At 62.8% G+C, this 16,160-nt stretch carries 13 protein-coding genes and 2 pseudogenes; 6 read left to right on the top strand and 9 right to left on the bottom strand.

The window, feature by feature from the left end; genetic code table 11:
- Nucleotides 1–14 precede the first annotated feature (14 nt).
- The 4 genes from AC3WKX_RS27585 to AC3WKX_RS27570 are packed head-to-tail and all read right to left on the bottom strand — an operon-like array spanning nt 15 to nt 6,336.
- Nucleotides 15–1,379, bottom strand: coding sequence for a heavy metal sensor histidine kinase (locus AC3WKX_RS27585; protein ID WP_102606327.1), 1,365 nt, complete (start codon nt 1,377–1,379; stop codon nt 15–17).
- Complete coding sequence (locus tag AC3WKX_RS27580) at nt 1,369–2,046, bottom strand: heavy metal response regulator transcription factor (RefSeq protein ID WP_003216255.1); 678 nt, start codon at nt 2,044–2,046, stop codon at nt 1,369–1,371. The genes AC3WKX_RS27585 and AC3WKX_RS27580 overlap by 11 nt, the downstream gene beginning before the upstream one ends.
- Nucleotides 2,047–2,077: 31 nt before the next feature.
- Nucleotides 2,078–5,173 carry a multidrug efflux RND transporter permease subunit gene (locus tag AC3WKX_RS27575; RefSeq protein ID WP_102606328.1) on the bottom strand — a complete coding sequence of 1,032 codons (3,096 nt, stop codon included), beginning with the start codon at nt 5,171–5,173 and terminating at the stop codon, nt 2,078–2,080.
- On the bottom strand, nt 5,170–6,336 hold the full coding sequence (locus AC3WKX_RS27570; protein WP_003216249.1) for an efflux RND transporter periplasmic adaptor subunit: 1,167 nt from the start codon (nt 6,334–6,336) through the stop codon (nt 5,170–5,172). The genes AC3WKX_RS27575 and AC3WKX_RS27570 overlap by 4 nt, the downstream gene beginning before the upstream one ends.
- A gap of 214 nt (nt 6,337–6,550) precedes the next feature.
- Between AC3WKX_RS27570 and AC3WKX_RS27565 the strand changes: the two genes are divergently transcribed.
- The 4 genes and pseudogenes from AC3WKX_RS27565 to AC3WKX_RS27550 all read left to right on the top strand — a co-directional run bounded on the left by AC3WKX_RS27565 (nt 6,551) and on the right by AC3WKX_RS27550 (nt 9,436).
- Entirely contained in the window at nt 6,551–6,793 is a 243-nt protein-coding gene (locus tag AC3WKX_RS27565) for a hypothetical protein (RefSeq protein ID WP_003216247.1), read from the top strand.
- A gap of 169 nt (nt 6,794–6,962) precedes the next feature.
- Nucleotides 6,963–7,754: a transporter substrate-binding domain-containing protein gene (locus AC3WKX_RS27560; protein ID WP_008434195.1), complete on the top strand. Its 792-nt coding sequence runs from the start codon at nt 6,963–6,965 to the stop codon at nt 7,752–7,754.
- A gap of 107 nt (nt 7,755–7,861) precedes the next feature.
- A pseudogene (locus AC3WKX_RS27555) lies at nt 7,862–8,143 on the top strand (PAS domain-containing protein); the annotation flags it as partial.
- Between the two features lie 246 nt (nt 8,144–8,389).
- Nucleotides 8,390–9,436 carry a methyl-accepting chemotaxis protein gene (locus tag AC3WKX_RS27550; protein ID WP_371858922.1) on the top strand — a complete coding sequence of 349 codons (1,047 nt, stop codon included), beginning with the start codon at nt 8,390–8,392 and terminating at the stop codon, nt 9,434–9,436.
- 3 nt (nt 9,437–9,439) lie between these two features.
- Here the strand turns inward: AC3WKX_RS27550 and AC3WKX_RS27545 are convergent, their stop codons facing one another.
- From AC3WKX_RS27545 to AC3WKX_RS27525, 5 genes and pseudogenes are all read right to left on the bottom strand, one after another.
- The gene (locus tag AC3WKX_RS27545) at nt 9,440–10,183 is read right to left on the bottom strand and encodes a YkgJ family cysteine cluster protein (RefSeq protein ID WP_003216242.1); all 744 of its coding nucleotides are present in this window, start codon (nt 10,181–10,183) and stop codon (nt 9,440–9,442) included.
- A gap of 108 nt (nt 10,184–10,291) precedes the next feature.
- A complete protein-coding gene (locus tag AC3WKX_RS27540) occupies nt 10,292–10,774 on the bottom strand; it encodes a GNAT family N-acetyltransferase (RefSeq protein WP_102606330.1) in 483 nt (160 codons plus the stop codon).
- 3 nt (nt 10,775–10,777) lie between these two features.
- Nucleotides 10,778–11,680, bottom strand: a complete 903-nt coding sequence (locus AC3WKX_RS27535) for a chemotaxis protein CheV (protein WP_102369883.1) — start codon at nt 11,678–11,680, stop codon at nt 10,778–10,780.
- Between the two features lie 51 nt (nt 11,681–11,731).
- Nucleotides 11,732–11,830: pseudogene (locus tag AC3WKX_RS27530) on the bottom strand (outer membrane lipoprotein carrier protein LolA); the annotation flags it as partial.
- Between the two features lie 28 nt (nt 11,831–11,858).
- A complete protein-coding gene (locus AC3WKX_RS27525; RefSeq protein WP_003216236.1) occupies nt 11,859–12,833 on the bottom strand; it encodes a 2-hydroxyacid dehydrogenase in 975 nt (324 codons plus the stop codon).
- 351 nt (nt 12,834–13,184) lie between these two features.
- On the opposite strand from AC3WKX_RS27525, the gene AC3WKX_RS27520 reads away from it, so the two are divergent.
- Together AC3WKX_RS27520 and AC3WKX_RS27515 are read left to right on the top strand one after the other, a co-directional pair.
- Nucleotides 13,185–14,507, top strand: a complete 1,323-nt coding sequence (locus AC3WKX_RS27520; protein WP_008434205.1) for an OprD family porin — start codon at nt 13,185–13,187, stop codon at nt 14,505–14,507.
- An 86-nt stretch (nt 14,508–14,593) separates the two neighbouring features.
- Nucleotides 14,594–16,087 (top strand): sensor domain-containing diguanylate cyclase, encoded by a 1,494-nt coding sequence (locus AC3WKX_RS27515; RefSeq protein ID WP_102606331.1) that lies wholly within the window; start codon nt 14,594–14,596, stop codon nt 16,085–16,087.
- Nucleotides 16,088–16,160 lie beyond the last annotated feature (73 nt).

Below are 16,160 nucleotides of genomic sequence, written 5' to 3'. Positions count from 1 at the left end.
GGGGGGGGCGGCCGCTACACCGGCAGCGTAATGCCAAAGGTGTTGCCGCCGCCCTCGCTGCGCACAAACACATCTCCGCCGTGCATCAACGCGATCGCCTTGACGATCGCCAGTCCCAACCCGTGATTCGCCCCGCTATTGCTGCGGGACGCGTCCACCCGATAGAACCGCTCGAACAACCGGGGCAGATGCTCGCTGGCAATCTCATCGCCCGGGTTGGTCACCCCGATCGCCACGTGGTCCTCCAGCACTTCGATCTTCACCTCGATCACCTGGCCAGGCGCCGTATGCTGCACCGCATTGCTCAACAGGTTGATCAACGCCCGGCGCAAGTGCGCCCTCTCGATCTGCACCTGGGCATCGCCGGTCACACGCACCTGCACCTGGGCGTCCTCGAGGATAAAGTCCAGGTAATCCAGGGTGGTCGCCACTTCATCCGCCAGCGAACTGGTGATCAGCTTGGTGGCCTTGCTGCCCTGGTCTGCACTGGCCAGGAACAGCATGTCATTGATGATCGAGCGCAGCCGTTCCAGCTCTTCGAGGTTCGATTGCAGCACCTCGAAATAATGCTCGGCCGAACGCCCACGGGTCAGCGCCACCTGGGTCTGGCCGATCAGGTTGGTCAGCGGCGAGCGCAGCTCATGGGCCACATCGGCGTTGAATGACTCCAGGCGCGAATAGGCCTGTTCTACCCGGTCGAGGGTCGAGTTGAAGGAGTTGACGAACTGCTTCAGCTCCGGCGGCAATGGCGACAATTGCAGGCGCCCGGATAGTTTCGGCGGTGCAAGTTTCTGCGCCTCGTCCGACAGCTTGATCAGCGGCTTGAGACCGATGCGCGCCACCCAGAACCCCAGCAGCGAGGCCAGCAGCACGCCGACAAACGCCAGGCCGATCAGCGCCACCAGCAGTTGATGCTGGGTGGCGCGGAAGTTCTCGGTGTCGACCGCGATCAGGAAACGCAGCGGCGGGCGCTGCTCCTTGGCTGGAAACTGGCTGACCAATACTTTGAACGGGTAGGCATGGCCCGGCAGGCGCAAGTCGCGCTTGCCGGTCGGGCCGGCGGCGAAGGCGCGAATCTGCGCGTCCGGGTTGCCGTATTCGTAGGTCGGGTCGCTGCTCACCACCCAGAAGCGAATGCGCTTGTCTTCCTCTCCCAACAACTTGAGCTTGGCGGTGATCTTCGCCCAATGGTCCGGCGTACCGAAGCGATTGACCGAAGACTCCAGCACGCTGTAGCGCGCATCCAGCTCGGCCCCGGGCAGCAGGCCCAGGCCTTTGTCCACCTGCTGGTACAGCGCGCCGCCGATCAACAGGAAGATCAGCAGCGCCACCAGGGTGAACATGCCGCTCAGGCGCAGGGCGATGGAGTTAGCCGACACTGCGGTTCTCCAGCACGTAACCCATGCCACGGATGGTGTGCAGCAGTTTCTGTTCGAACGGCCCGTCGAGCTTGGCCCGCAGGCGTTTGATCGCCACTTCCACCACGTTGGCGTCGCTGTCGAAATTGATGTCCCAGACCATTTCCGCAATCGAGGTCTTGGACAGGATTTCACCCTGGCGCCGGGCCAATACGCTGAGCAGCGAGAACTCCTTGGCGGTCAGGTCCAGGCGAACGCCGTTGCGACTGGCCTTGCGGCTGATCAGGTCGATCCACAGGTCGGCGATGGTCACCTGCACCGGCTCATGCCCGCCACTGCGACGGGTCAGGGCTTGCAGGCGCGCCACCAGTTCGAGGAACGAGAACGGCTTGCCGAGGTAATCATCCGCGCCTTCGCGCAGGCCGCGAATACGGTCTTCCACCCGCTCGCGGGCGGTGAGCATGATCACCGGCGTCTGCTTGCGCGCCCGCAGCGCGCGCAAAACACCAAAGCCATCCAGGCCGGGCAGCATCACGTCGAGCACGATGACCGCGTAATCGTTCTCCAGGGCCAGGTGCAACCCTTCGACGCCTTCACGGGCGACGTCGACGGTATAGCCTTGCTCCGTCAGGCCGCGGTGCAGGTAGTCGGCGGTTTTTTCTTCGTCTTCAATAATCAGTACACGCATGAGCCTTTTGTTCCAGGACGGGGCCTCAGCCTCAGTGTGTGATTGCCAGCTGGGGAGCTGGTTTGGGTCTGTGGAAAAACTTCTCGAGGTACAAGTATATGACCGGTGTGGTGAACAGCGTCAGCGCCTGGCTCACCAGCAACCCGCCCACCACCGCGATACCCAACGGCTGGCGCATTTCCGCGCCGGGGCCGGAGCCCAGCATCAGCGGCACCGCACCCAGCAGGGCGGCCAGGGTGGTCATGATGATCGGCCGGAACCGCGTGACACACGCCTCATAAATCGCTTCCTCGGGCGGCAGGCCGCGTACGCGCTGGGCGTCCAGGGCGAAGTCGATCATCAGGATACCGTTCTTCTTCACGATCCCGATCAGCAGCACCAGGCCGATCAACGCCATGATCGAAAAGTCCTGGCCCATCAGTGACAACATGATCAGCGCCCCCAACCCCGCCGATGGCAAGGTGGAGATGATCGTCAGCGGGTGCACGAAGCTCTCGTACAGCACACCCAGGATAATGTAGACCGCCACCAGTGCCGCGAGGATCAGCCAGGGCTGGCTGGCCAATGAACTCTGGAACGCCTGGGCCGCGCCCTGGAAGTTGCCGATGATGGTGGTCGGCATGCCGATTTCATTCTTCGCCTGGTTGAGCAGGATCACCGCATCGCCCAACGCGACGCCGGGTGCCAGGTTGAAAGACAGGTTGGCCGCCGGGAACATGCCGTCATGGCTGATGGACAAAGGCCCGACGGTGGGCGGGTCGACCTTGGCCACCGCCGACAGCGGCACCATCTCGTTGGTCAACGGCGAGCGCAGGTAGAAGTAGTTCAGGCTTTCGGCCTTGCCGCGTTGCTGGGTGTCCAGTTCCAGCACCACCTGGTACTGGTTGATCTCGGTCTGGAACTCGTTGATCTGGCGCTGGCCGAAGGCGTCGTACAGCGCCTGGTCCACATCGGTGGCGGTGAGGCCAAACCGCGCGGCGGCCTGACGGTCGATGCTGATGTGGGTGATGCTGCCGCCCAGTTGCAAGTCGTTGGACAGGTCGCGGAACGCCGGGTTGGCCCGCAGTTTTTCGGTGAGGCGCTGGGTCCAGGTATTCAGGGTCGGGCCGTCATTGCTCTTGAGCACGTACTGGTACTGGGCGCGGCTGGGGCCGGAGCTCAAGTTGATGTCCTGGCCGGCCCGCAGGTACAGGACGATGCCCGGCACTTTCGCCAGTTTCGGGCGGATCCGGTCGATAAACTGGCTGGCCGACACGTCGCGATCCCCGCGATCTTTCAAGGCAATCCAGAACCGGCCGTTGGCGATGGTCTGGTTGCTGCCGGTCACGCCCACCGAATGGGAGAACGCTTCCACCGCCGGGTCATCCTTGACGATCTCGGCGATTGCCTTGTGCTTGGCAACCATGTCCGGGAACGACACGTCGGCCGCCGCTTCGCTGGTGCCGAGGACGAAGCCGGTGTCTTGTACCGGAAAGAAACCCTTGGGGATAAACACGTAGCCGACCACGGCCAGGGCCAGGGTCACCATGAAGATCGCGGCCATGGTGCGTTGATGGGCCAGGGCGCGGCGCAGATTGCGCGCATAGCCGACCAGCAGGCGTTCGCTGAAACCGGGTTTGTCGTGGGCATGATGGGTTGGTGCGCGCATGAACAACGCGGCCAGGGTCGGCGCCAGGGTCAGCGAGACCACCACCGAAATCAGGATGGTCGAGGTGGCTGTCAAGGCAAACTCCTTGAACAACCGCCCCACGACACCGCCCATGAACAACAGCGGGATAAACGCCGCCACCAGCGAGAAGCTGATGGAGACCACGGTAAAACCGATTTCACCCGCGCCCTTGATCGCGGCTTCGCGCTTGTCGAGGCCCGCTTCCAGGTGGCGGTGAATGTTCTCCACCACCACGATCGCATCGTCCACCACAAACCCCACGGCGATCACGATCGCCACCAGGGTCAGGTTGTTCAGGCTGAAGCCCATCAGGTACATCAGGGCAAAACTGGCCACCAGCGACACGCCGAGCACGCTGGACACGATCAACGTGGCCGACAACTGGCGCAGGAACAGCGCCATCACCGCCACCACCAGCAGGATGGCGATCAGCAGGGTCACTTCCACTTCATGCAGGGACGCGCGGATGGTCTTGGTGCGGTCGGTCAACACGCTGACCTGCACCGAGGCCGGCAGCATGGCTTGCAGGCGCGGCAGTTCGGCTTGAATGCGGTCCACGGTCTCGACGATGTTCGCGCCGGGCTGGCGGGAGATCACCAGGTTGACCCCTGGCGTGTCGCCGGACCAGGCCTGCACGTAGGCGTTTTCCGAGCCGTTGATGACTTTGGCGATATCCCGCAGTTGTACAGGTGCCCCGTCCTTGTAGGACACGATCAGTTGGGCGTAATCCTCGGGGTGGAACAACTGGTCGTTGGTCGAGAGGGTCGACACGCTGTTCTCGCCGTAGATCGCGCCCTTGGCCAGGTTCAGGCTCGATTGCTGGATCGCCAGGCGCACGTCCGCCAGGGTCAGGCCGATGGCCGCGAGTTTATCGGCCGACGCCTGCACCCGGATGGCCGGGCGTTGCTGGCCGGTAATGTTGATCTGGCCGACCCCGTCGATCTGGCTGATCTGCCGGGCCAGCAGGGTTTCCACGTAGTCGCTCAGCTCGGTGCTGGGCATGCTGTCGGAGCTGACACTGAGGATCAGCACCGGGCTGTCCGCCGGGTTGACCTTCTTCCAGGTCGGCAGGCTAGGCATGTCGCTGGGCAGTTTGCCGGACGCGGTGTTGATCGCCGCCTGCACTTCCTGGGCAGCGGTGTCGATGCTCTTGGTGAGGGTGAATTGCAGGGTCAGCAGGCTGGAGCCCAAGGCACTGCTGGAGGTCATCTGGGTCATGCCGGGGATGGCACTGAATTGCACCTCCAGCGGCGTTGCCACGGATGAAGCCATGGTGTCCGGGCTGGCGCCGGGCAGCGTGGCACTGACCTGGATCGTCGGAAATTCCGCTTCCGGCAGTGGGGCGATGGCCAGGCGTGGAAAGGCAATCATCCCGAGCAATACCAAAGCGAAGGTCAGCAGCAAGGTGGCGACCGGGTGGTCGACGCACCAGGCCGACGGCGAACGACTGCCACTCATGGCTGCACCTTGGCATCAACGGTCTGGATCACCTGCGGCGGCTCCTTGAGCACATCGACCTGGGCGCCCGCCTTGAGCCGTGACTGGCCGTCGCTGACCAGCACATCGCCGGCCTGCACACCCTGGAGGATGTTCATGTCGCTGTTCTGGTACAGCACCTGCACCGGCACCACCTCTACCTTGTCACCCTTGAGCCGGTACACGAAGTGCGAATCCAGGCCGCGTTGCACCACGGTAGGCGGCACCACCAGGGCATTTTTGTGCAGGGCGGTCTGGATGCGGATCGTCACCAACTGCCCCGGCCAGAGTTTTTGCGCGCCGTTGCTGAACTCGGCCTTGGCGCGGATGGTGCCGGTGGTGCCGCTGATCTGGTTGTCGATCAGGCTCAGGCGGCCCTCCCCCAGCAGGTCGCCGGTCTGGCCGTCGGTGTCGGCGCCCATGTAGGCGTTGACGTCGGCGGGCAGTTGCGCGGCGATCAGGCCTTGCAGGGTCGGCAGCATCTGTTGCGGCAGGGAGAACTCGACGGCAATCGGGTCGATCTGGGTCACGGAGAACAAGCCCTGGGTGTCGCTCATGCGCAGGAAGTTGCCTTCATCCACTGTGCGAATCCCGACGCGACCGGTAACCGGCGAGCGAATCTGGGTGTAGGAAAGCTGCACCTGGGCCGAATCAATCGCGGCCTGGTTGCCTTGGGCCGTGGCCTTGAGCTGGTTGACCAGGGCTTGTTGCTGGTCATAGGTCTGCTTGGACACGCCGTCGTCGATGCTCAGTTCCTTGTAGCGCTTGAGGTTGACCAGCGCGACTTGCAGTTGCGCCTGGCTTTCCCCGAGCTGCGCCTTGGCCTGGTCCAGGCTGGCGCGGATCGAGCGGTCATCAATGGTCGCCAGCAGGTCGCCGGCCTTCACCAGTTGACCTTCCTTGACCAGCAATTTGGTAAGGATGCCGTCGATCTGCGGGCGAATCACCACGCTGTGCAACGACAGCACCGAGCCGATGCCGCTGACAAACCGCGGGATGTCCTGCTGTTTGACGCTGATCACCCGCACCGGGATCGCCGACGATGCGGTCAGTTTGGTCTTGGCCGGGCGGGTCACCACCCAGGCAACCACGGCCAGTACCACAAGGACGCCCACGATCAAGGCAGGTTTTCGTTGAATGTGCATGGGGTGAGGCGCCAGGGCAAAGGATCGGAAGAATGAAGGCTCTTTATAGCCCGCCAACCGGGTCAGCAAAGTGACTGCTAACTGACAGCGCCGTCAGTAAAGTCCGACCATTCGTACGAGCAGTGGTTAAAGATCCGAGGCGCGCAGGTATACTGCGCGGCGGTGTGGCCTGCAAGTCGGGCCCGCGTCATTTTCAGTACTCCCCGGAGCTTCCATGAATTCCCCGACACAACCCGCTGTTGAAGCGGTCGACATCGACCAACAGGCCAACCCTGACAGCGTCGAAGGCGAAACCAAGGCCGAGATCCCGGCGTTCAAGTTTCCGTTCAAGCCGGGCGAACTGGCCGGGGCGAAAAACGCCAGCCAGCCGTGGTACAAAAACGGCGCCAAGAACGGCCACACCAAGAGCCCGGGCATGGCGCCTCCCGGCACCCGTCGCTCGATGGGCAAGCGCTGACCGGTAATAAATCCTCCGCAATGGAGATTTATGCCTACAACAGTTACTGACCTTTCGCCTTGTAGGCCTGCGGCCAATTCTTGAAAGCTTGCATGACACCCGCTTGCCCCGACTCTTTCGCTCGGGGCTGGACGTGGTAAAGCTGGTTTTCTGGAAAAGGACGTTCCCTGTGGTTCTGATACGCACCTGTGTCGTGCTGTTGTTGTCGCTGATGGCCAGCGTTTTCTCCACCACTGCGGCCAGCGGTCAACCACGGCATGAAATTCGTTTCGCCGTTGCTGCGCAATTTCCACCCTTCCAAAGCCGCAATCAACATGGCCAGCTTGCAGGGCTGAACATCGAGCTGGGCAATGCCTTATGCATACAGCTCAATGTGCGGTGTACCTGGGTCGACCAGGTCCTTGTGGAAAACTTCCCCGCCCTTGAAGCCAGGCAATTCGACGCGATCATGGGCATGGCCCCTACACTGAAACGGCGCCAGCGGGTGAATTTCACCGATAACCTTTATCCGATCACCACGCGCCTGGTGGCCCGCAAGACATCAGGGTTGAAGCCGACCCCACGGTCACTGAAGGGCAAGCGCGTGGGCGTTCTGGTGGGCAGCAACCGCGAAGCCTTCGCCCTGTCGAAGTGGGCGCCCAAGGGGGTCATCGTCAAGGCATTCTGGCGCAATGACGAGCTGATCCGCAGCCTGCTGGCAGGCGACATCGATGCAACATTGCAAGGCACCGTGGAAATCCGTGAGGCGCTGCTCGACACCGCTGATGGTCAGGTTTTCGACTTCCTCGGCCCTCACGTCTCCACCGAACTGCTGGGTAACGGCGTGGCGATCGCACTGCGCAAGCCCGACACCGCTTTGCGCAGCGCCCTCAATCACGCCCTCGAGCAACTGAAGCAGAGCGGCGAATACCAACGCATCATCGAGCCCTACCGGCTGGACGCGCCGCTCTCCAGACCGTAATGGCCAATTAATTGCGCGGAACATGAGCTGGATCAGTATTTGCCCAACCGGTGCGCTTAGAGTCGACGCCCTGCCGACTCCTCCAACAATCACGAGCGCGCTTTTCCATGAAGATCAATCTGCCGGTCACCGGTCGAAATGTGGATTTTGCCCCCGACGCCAATATCCTCTCGACCACCGACCTGACCAGCGCAATTACCTACGCCAACCAGGACTTCATCGATATCAGCGGCTACACCCGCGAGGAGTTGCTGGGCACGCCGCACAACCTGCTGCGTCACCCGGACATGCCGGCCGCGGCGTTTGCGCACATGTGGCAGGTATTGAAAAGCGGTCGCTCGTGGATGGGTATGGTGAAAAATCGCTGCAAGAACGGCGATCACTATTGGGTCAGTGCCTATGCCACGCCGGTCACCCGGGACGGCGTGACGGTGGAGTATCAATCGGTGCGCACCAAGCCCGATGCACGGCGGGTGCATCGGGCCGAACGGGCCTATGCCCGCCTGCGTGCCGGCACTCGGCGAGCACGGCCCGTGGTGGGCATGACCTTCAAGCTGTCGGCATGGGTCCTGGGGGCTTGCGCCGCAACCTGGGCATTGGGCCTTGGGCTGGCGACTTATCCGCTGACCTGGCAACTGCTGGCGGGAACGGCGGCCTGCGCCGTGGGGGTAGCGGGTGTGCATGGCTTGTTACGGCCCCTGGCACAGTTGAACCAGCGGGCACGGCTGATTGCCGATAACCCGCTGAGCCAGGCGATCTACACCGGGCGCAAGGACGAGTTCGGGCGTATCGAGTTTGCCATGCAGATGCTGGAGGCCCAGGTGGGCGCGGTGGTCGGCCGGATTGGCGATGCATCGCAACGTCTGTCCGGCCATGCCGCGGCGCTGGTGCAACAACTGGACAGCAGCCACACCAGCAGCCTCGGCCAACAGACCCAGACGGACCAGGTCGCCGCTGCGATCAATCAAATGGCCGCCAGCGTGGCGCAAGTCGCCGAGCACGCGTTGCAGGCGTCCAGGGCCGCTGACCAGGCCGGCAGCGAAACCCGCGAGGGCCATCAACGGGTGGATGAAAGCCGCGACGCGGTGCTGCGTTTGTCCGAGGAACTGGCGCGGGCCACCGCAGTGATCCATCAACTGGAAAGCCACAGCGGCGATATTTCCGGGGTGCTGGAAGTGATCCGGGCGATTGCCGAACAGACCAACCTGCTGGCGCTGAATGCCGCCATCGAAGCGGCGCGGGCCGGGGAGCAAGGACGCGGGTTTGCCGTGGTGGCCGATGAGGTACGAGGCCTGGCCCAGCGTACGCAGGATTCGACCAATGAGATCCAGCGCATGATCAGCACCCTGCAAGGCGGCGCCCGGGATGCGGTGCAGGCGATGGCGCAAAGCAGCCAGCATGTGGAGGCCAGCGTCGATCAGGCCCAGCGCGCCGCTGCCGCACTGGATGGGATCAGCCAGCGAATGACCCGAATTACCGCCATGAGCCAGCAGATTGCGGCGGCGGTGGAAGAACAGAGTGCGGTGAGCGAAGACATCAATCGCAACATCATCGGCATTCGCAATGCCGGGGAAGTGACGGTCAGCGCTGGCCAGCAGAGCCAGCTCAGCTCAGGGGACGTGGCGGGGCTGGCGGATGACTTGCGGCGGTTGGCGGAGGAATTCTGGGGCAAGCGGCGCTAGCGCTTAAGCCGCCCGCAATGAAATGAAGGCGTAGTTGGCCGGCACCTCGGTGGCAATCCGGGCGCCGGCATCCAGCAGTTGCTCGGCAATGTCCATCCCGGACACATGAAACACCCACTCATTGGCCTGCACGACTTCTTGCGTCGCCAACTCGATCGCCTGGGCAAACAGGCCCATGTCGGGCAAGTACGCGGTAAACCCATCGCCCTTGAGCGCCGTGGTATGGATGCCCAGCAACCCGCACACGGCTTCCTTGGCCTGGATATCATCGCGGTCAGCCTGGCGTGAGCGGCGGATCAACTCGGCCAGCTCCTTGTCCATCAACTCGCCCCCCACGATCAGCGCCGGCCCCTGCTCCCAGGATTCCGGCGGGCAGTCCTTGGCTGCCGGGTTCAACGGGATGTGCGGATTGATCTCCATCGGGTAGATGCGGCACACCAACGGCCGCCGCTCGTAAATGCGGCAACGGTCGTCTTCGTCAAGATTCCGGCAGCGCCCGGCGTTATAGGCGGCAAAGGTGATTGCCACATACGCCTCGGTATTGCCGCTGGGCACGATGGCGGAACGGCGTTGTGCGTGGTCACGTTGCAACTCGGGCAGCCCCAGGCCACTGCCCAGGAAACCTTCCACCAGCACGATGACATTACCGCCGTCAGCCGCCCAGCTGCGGGCTTCTTCGAGGGTCAAGGGCACATGGTGGTCGGTGCAGCATTTGCCGCAACCGACGCAGGAAAAATGGGTATTCATGGAGGATCTGTCACCAGGCAAGGTCAGAAGGCACTCATGAACGGTGGCGGGTTTTTGCCTCTGTTCACCGTTCTGCCTCTGTGCAAAGCAAGTTATGCGCCAGCGCCGTCAGTCCTCGGGGACAAGGTCGCGAAGCACAAACACCATGCCCGCACGTTCATACAGCCGCCGTGCCCGCAAGTTGGACTCCAGCACCTTGAGGTCGACAAACGCTTCGCCGCGTTGCTTGAACACCTGGAAGGTGTGCAGCAATAACGCACGGCCCAACCCCATGCCCTGGGCACAGGGGTGAATGGCCAGGTTCTTGATGTAGGCGCTGGTCCAGCATTGGGACACACCCAGGATGCCGCTGGCGTTACTCGCCACCAGGCACAGTTTGGGGTCGAACTCGGCATCGGTAACGAACTGCTGGCGCCAGTGCTCAAGGGAGCCGACCCGTCCGCCGCCTTGTTCCTGGGCCAGGCTCAATACCGCATGGATCGCCGGGGCCATGGCTTCGCGGTAATGATCCAGCTGGATATCCGCCGGCCACTGCGGGGCGGGCAGGCTGCCGGTGAGGTCGCGGCGCAGCAGCTGGAAATATTCACCCACCGGTCACAGGCCCTGTTGCGCCACGGTCTGGGCGGCTACCACCAGGCACTTGGTCAGTTCCGGCGAAGAAAACTTGGTGAGTACCGCATTGGCGCCGGCCAGGCGGGCTTTTTCGCTGTTCATCGCACTGTCCAGGGAGGTGTGCAGCAGCACATAGAGGTCCTGGAAGTCCGGGGTTTCCCGCAGGGTGCGGGTAAAGGCGTAGCCGTCCATTTCGGACATTTCGATGTCCGAGACCACCACGTTGATTTGCTCGACGGTGCCTTGCAGCTCCAGCAAACGGTCAATGGCTTCCTTGGCGCTGCGGGCGGTGTGGCACGTGAGGCCGAGGTTGCGCAGGGTGTGCACCGATTGCTGCAGGGCCACCTGGCTGTCGTCCACCACCAGGATTCGGGCGTTGCCCAGCACTTCGGCTTCTTCCATGGTCAGGTCGGTGGGCGCCGCTTCGATCTGCGCCGGGGCGATGCCGTGGATGACTTTCTCGATGTCCAGCACTTGCACCAGGGCGCCTTCGACCTGGGTCACGCCGGTGATAAACGAACGCGTACCGCCGGAACCAAACGGCGGCGGGCGAATGTCGGTGGTCAGGCAGTGCACGATCTTGCTCACCGCCTGCACATGCAGGCCCTGCTTGGAACGGCTCACGTCGGTGACGATCAGGCAGCCGCCGTCCGGGTCTTGCAGGGGCATTTCCCCCAGGGCGCGGCTCAGGTCGATCACCGACAACGCGGTGCCGCGCAAGGTGGCGATGCCTTTGACGTGGGGGTGCGACTCCGGCAGCTTGGTCAGCGGCGGGCAGGGAATGATTTCACTGACTTTCAGCAGGTTGATCGCCATCAGCTTGCCGCTGCGCAAGGTAAAGAGCAGAAGCGAGAGTGAATCTGCGCGGGCTTTGGTGGTGGACATAAAAACCTTCTGTGGATCAGGGATGACGATCTATAGACCGTTATCGACTTGCACGCGAAAAACTGTAGGAGCGAGCTTGCTCGCGAAAAACCTGAGGGCGCTGTGTTTATCCAGGCTGCCCGCGTTATCGTTGACGCTTTTCGCGAGCAAGCTCGCTCCTACCTACAACAAGCAGTCGTCAGCCCTTCCACACCTGCGGGTTTACCAGATCCTGCGGACGCTCGCCCAGCAAGGCGCTGCGCAGGTTTTCCAGGGCGCGGTTGGCCATGGCTTCGCGGGTCTCGTTGGTGGCCGAGCCAATATGCGGCAGGGTCACCGCATTGCTCAGCTGGAACAGCGGCGACTCGGACAGCGGCTCCTGCTCGTACACATCCAGGCCGGCACCACGGATGGTCTGGTTTTGCAGGGCCTGGATCAGCGCCGGCTCATCCACCACCGGGCCACGGGAGATGTTCACCAGGATCGCACTGGATTTCATCAGGCCCAGCTCGCGATGGCTGATCAGGTGGCGGGTTTTCTCGCTCAGTGGCACCACCAGGCAGACGAAATCGGCTTCGGCCAGCAACTGGTCGAGGCTGCGAAACTGCGCGCCGAGTTCCTGTTCCAGTTCGGTCTTGCGGCTGTTACCGCTGTATAGAATCGGCATATTGAAACCCAGGCGACCCCGACGCGCCACGGCCGCGCCGATGTTGCCCATGCCGACGATACCCAGGGTCTTGCCGTGTACATCACAGCCAAACAGCGGCGCGCCGACGCTGGCTTTCCACTGGCCGGCCTTGGTCCAGGCGTCCAGTTCGGCGACACGGCGGGCGCTGCTCATCAGCAGGGCGAAGGCCAGGTCGGCGGTGCTTTCGGTGAGCACATCCGGGGTGTTGGTGAGCATGATCCCGCGCTCATTGAAGTACGCCAGGTCGTAGTTGTCGTAGCCCACCGACACGCTGGAAACCACTTCCAGTTTGCTCGCACCTTCCAGTTGCGCGCGGCCCAGTTTGCGGCCTACGCCGATCAGGCCGTGGGCATGGGGCAAGGCTTCGTTGAACTGGGCGTTGATGTCGCCCTGCTTGGGGTTGGGGGCGATGACATCGAAATCCTGTTGCAGGCGTTCGATCATTTCCGGGGTGACGCGGCTGAAGGCGAGGACGGTCTTTTTCATGGAAGGCAGGCTCATCGACTACGTGGGAATGGCAAGCACGCTAACATTCTTGGGTAGGGCTTGTCAGGCCGGCCCTCACACCCCACAGCCAGACTGTTGCGATTTGGGCAACAGTCATTATCTTGTTACACTCTGTATCGCACCGCTCACCTGCGCTAATTTGTCGCATCGATGAGCGCAGCGGTTAAGACCGACCCGCTCTCCCCCGATTTCCCTCGACTTATTTCCAGGGCTCTACACTGGGGATCTGTCTTAAAGCCGCTGAGTTCAGCGGCTTTTTTTTGCGCTGAAAAAAGGCCAGGAACCCCAACAACACTGGCCGGTTTCGATTGACCCAAAGGAGCTCCACCGGTGAAAACCTCGCTGACGTTCACCCCGTTATTCCTCGCGATTGCTGCAACGATCGTTCCCCTTGCCCACGCGGCAGACACCCCGGCCACCGACGGCTTCGTCGAAGGTTCCAGCTTCAAGATCAACACCCGCAACTACTACATGAACCGCGACCGTCGCGACATTCACACCGATGACAGCAAGGAATGGGGCCAGGGCTTCATCGGCATCTTCGAATCCGGCTACACCCCCGGCATCGTCGGCTTCGGCCTGGACGCCAACGCCATGCTCGGCCTCAAGCTCGACGGCGGTGGCGGCACCGACGGCTCGAGCATCCTGCCGGTAAGCTCCGGCAACGGCAAAGCGCCCGGCTCGTTCTCCACCGCCGGCGCCACCCTGAAAATGCGCGCCTTCGACACCGAACTGAAAGCCGGCGACCTGTTCCTCAACAACCCGGTGATTGCCGGCGGCATGACCCGCATGCTGCCCCAGACCTTCCGCGGCGTGAGCCTGACCAACCACAGCCTGGACGGCTGGATGTTCGAGGGCGGCCAGGCCAGCTTCACCAAGCTCTACAACCAGAGCGGCCGTCGCCGCATCGGCACCAGCTACGGCGCATTGCCCAATGGCGAAGACAGCCGCCACCTGGACTGGGCCGGCGTGTCCTTCAGCGGCGTGCCGGGGCTGACCAGCAACCTGTACGCGTCCGAACTCAAGGACATCTGGAACCAGTACTACTACGACCTGGACTACACCTGGCAGTTGAACGAGCTGGTCAGCCTGAACCCGGGCCTGCACTACTACCACACCCAGGAGACCGGCAAAGCCTTGCTGGGCAACATCGACAACAACACCTACAGCCTGCATTTCACCGTGGGCGTGGGCAATCACAGCGTTACCGCCGCCTACCAGCGGGTCAACGGCAACACGCCGTTCGACTACATCAGCCAGGGCGACAGCATCTACCTGGACAACTCCCAGCAATACTCCGACTTCAACGGCCCCAACGAGCGCTCGTGGAAGCTCAAGTACGCCTATGACTTCGTCGGGCTGGGCCTGCCGGGCCTGACCTCGGCGGTGTCGTACATCAGCGGCAAGACCGACCTGACCACGGTCGATCCGGACAGCCGTGGTTACTCATCCTGGTACAGTGCCGACGGCAAGAACGCCAAGCACTGGGAACGGGACATCGACCTCAAGTACGTGGTGCAAGGCGGCAAGGCCAAGGACCTGGCCGTGCGCCTGCAATGGGCGACCAATCGCGGCGGCAATGGCTACGCGGCAGTGGACCGGGACGTGGATGAGTACCGCGTGATCGTCGACTATCCGATTGACGTTTTTTAACCTTCAGGCTTTCTTTTAGCGGCGACGACTTATTTTTCACAGCATGGAACTAAACTGCCAGCATCTTGAGTGCCGAAGCCAGTCCCATGAGTCAACGCCGCGCCTTCACCCTGCCTGCACGCCCGGAGCTTTTGCTGATTCTGGGCAGTGGCCTTACTGTCGTGCTGATCGTGGTCATCGTTGCCGTACTGCTGATCCGCGAACACGCCAGCGCCTTGCAGGCAGCCAAGCGTTCCACCAGCAATATCACCCAACTGATCAATGCCGATGTGCTGCGCAACGTCGAGCTCTACGACCTGGCGCTGAACGGCCTGATCACCGCAACCACTCGCGATGACCTGCCCCAGGTTTCCGCCGAAGTCCTGCATATGGTGCAGTTCGACCAGCCCACGGCCGCCCCTTTCAAAGGCGAAGTCCTGCTGCTGGACAAAACCGGCGCGGTCACCGCCGACTCTTCCACGCTGGCGCCCACACCCCGTAACTTCGCCAATCGCGATTATTTCCAGGTTCACCAGCAGAACCCCGATGCCGGGCTGTTCATCAGTCGGCCCTTCAGGATTCGTTGCGACTGCGATCAAGTCTGGCGCATCGCCTTCAGCCGCCGGGTGCCCGGGCCCAATGGCGAGTTTGCCGGTGTGGCGGTGGCAACCATGCGCCTGGCGTATTTCGACCAGTTGTTCAATAGCCTGACCATCGGCAGCGGCAGCAGCATCAACCTGCTGAATAACGACGGCATCCTGTTGGCCCAGCAGCCGCTGCTCGAAAGAGACATGATCAACAAGGACCTGAGCGCGCGGCCCAACTTCAAGCGAATGCTGCGCGAAGGCAGCGGCAGTTTCAGCGCCATCTCCGCCATCAGTGGCGCGCAACGGCTGTACACCTTCACCAGCGTCGGCGCGCTGCCGCTGATTGTGGTGGTGGCGTTGTCGAGCGATGACGTGTTTGCCGCCTGGAAGCGCGCCGCCCTGCTGATCAGTGGCGCCACCGGCGTACTGTGTGTGGGGCTGTTGTGGCTGACCTGGATGCTGCGCCTGGAACTGCGCCGCCGCTATCGTGCCGAGAAGGTGTTGTCGGAACTGGCAGCCACCGACGGCCTCACCGGCCTGGCCAACCGCCGCACCCTCGACCAGCGCCTGCGCCTGGAATGGGAGCGCGCGCAACGCTCAGGCGAGCCACTGGCCTTGCTGATGATTGATGTCGACCACTTCAAGGCCTTCAACGACCGCCATGGTCACCAGGGTGGCGACGAGGCCTTGCGCAACGTGGCCCGGGTCATCGGCAGCAATATTCGTCGCCCCGCCGACCTGGCCGCGCGCTACGGCGGCGAAGAGTTCGCGGTGATCCTGCCGGATACCGACGGCGAGGGCGCAAGCACCATCGCCGAACATATCCGCAGTGCGGTGGAGCACTTGCCACCGGCAGACGGCGACGCGCTGTCGGTCACCGTCAGCGTCGGGCTCAGTACCTGGGACAAACGCAGCCGTGGCTCGCTGGAAGAGCTGCTGCTGAGTGCCGATCGGGCGCTGTATGACGCCAAGCATTCCGGGCGCAACCGCATCGTTCACAGCCAGGCCACATAAGCCGTTATCAGCAACTACGCTAAGGGCATCCTCGAAGCAGAAGTACGCCCGATGAGCCCAGGCACTACCCGCC

This window comes from Pseudomonas sp. GP01-A4, from assembly GCF_058780865.1.
The sequence above is the reverse complement of the archived record's forward strand: the minus strand, read 5'-3'. Positions and strand labels throughout refer to the sequence as shown.

Bases quoted from the DNA above. Each gene is read 5' to 3' on its own strand.
- AC3WKX_RS27515 (WP_102606331.1), top strand. From the start codon at position 14,594: ATGAGTCAACGCCGCGCCTTCACCCTGCCTGCACGCCCGGAGCTTTTG.
- AC3WKX_RS27565 (WP_003216247.1), top strand. From the start codon at position 6,551: ATGAATTCCCCGACACAACCCGCTGTTGAAGCGGTCGACATCGACCAA.
- AC3WKX_RS27580 (WP_003216255.1), bottom strand. From the start codon at position 2,046: ATGCGTGTACTGATTATTGAAGACGAAGAAAAAACCGCCGACTACCTG.
- AC3WKX_RS27575 (WP_102606328.1), bottom strand. From the start codon at position 5,173: ATGAGTGGCAGTCGTTCGCCGTCGGCCTGGTGCGTCGACCACCCGGTC.
- AC3WKX_RS27570 (WP_003216249.1), bottom strand. From the start codon at position 6,336: ATGCACATTCAACGAAAACCTGCCTTGATCGTGGGCGTCCTTGTGGTA.
- AC3WKX_RS27545 (WP_003216242.1), bottom strand. From the start codon at position 10,183: ATGAATACCCATTTTTCCTGCGTCGGTTGCGGCAAATGCTGCACCGAC.
- AC3WKX_RS27525 (WP_003216236.1), bottom strand. From the start codon at position 12,833: ATGAAAAAGACCGTCCTCGCCTTCAGCCGCGTCACCCCGGAAATGATC.
- AC3WKX_RS27535 (WP_102369883.1), bottom strand. From the start codon at position 11,680: ATGTCCACCACCAAAGCCCGCGCAGATTCACTCTCGCTTCTGCTCTTT.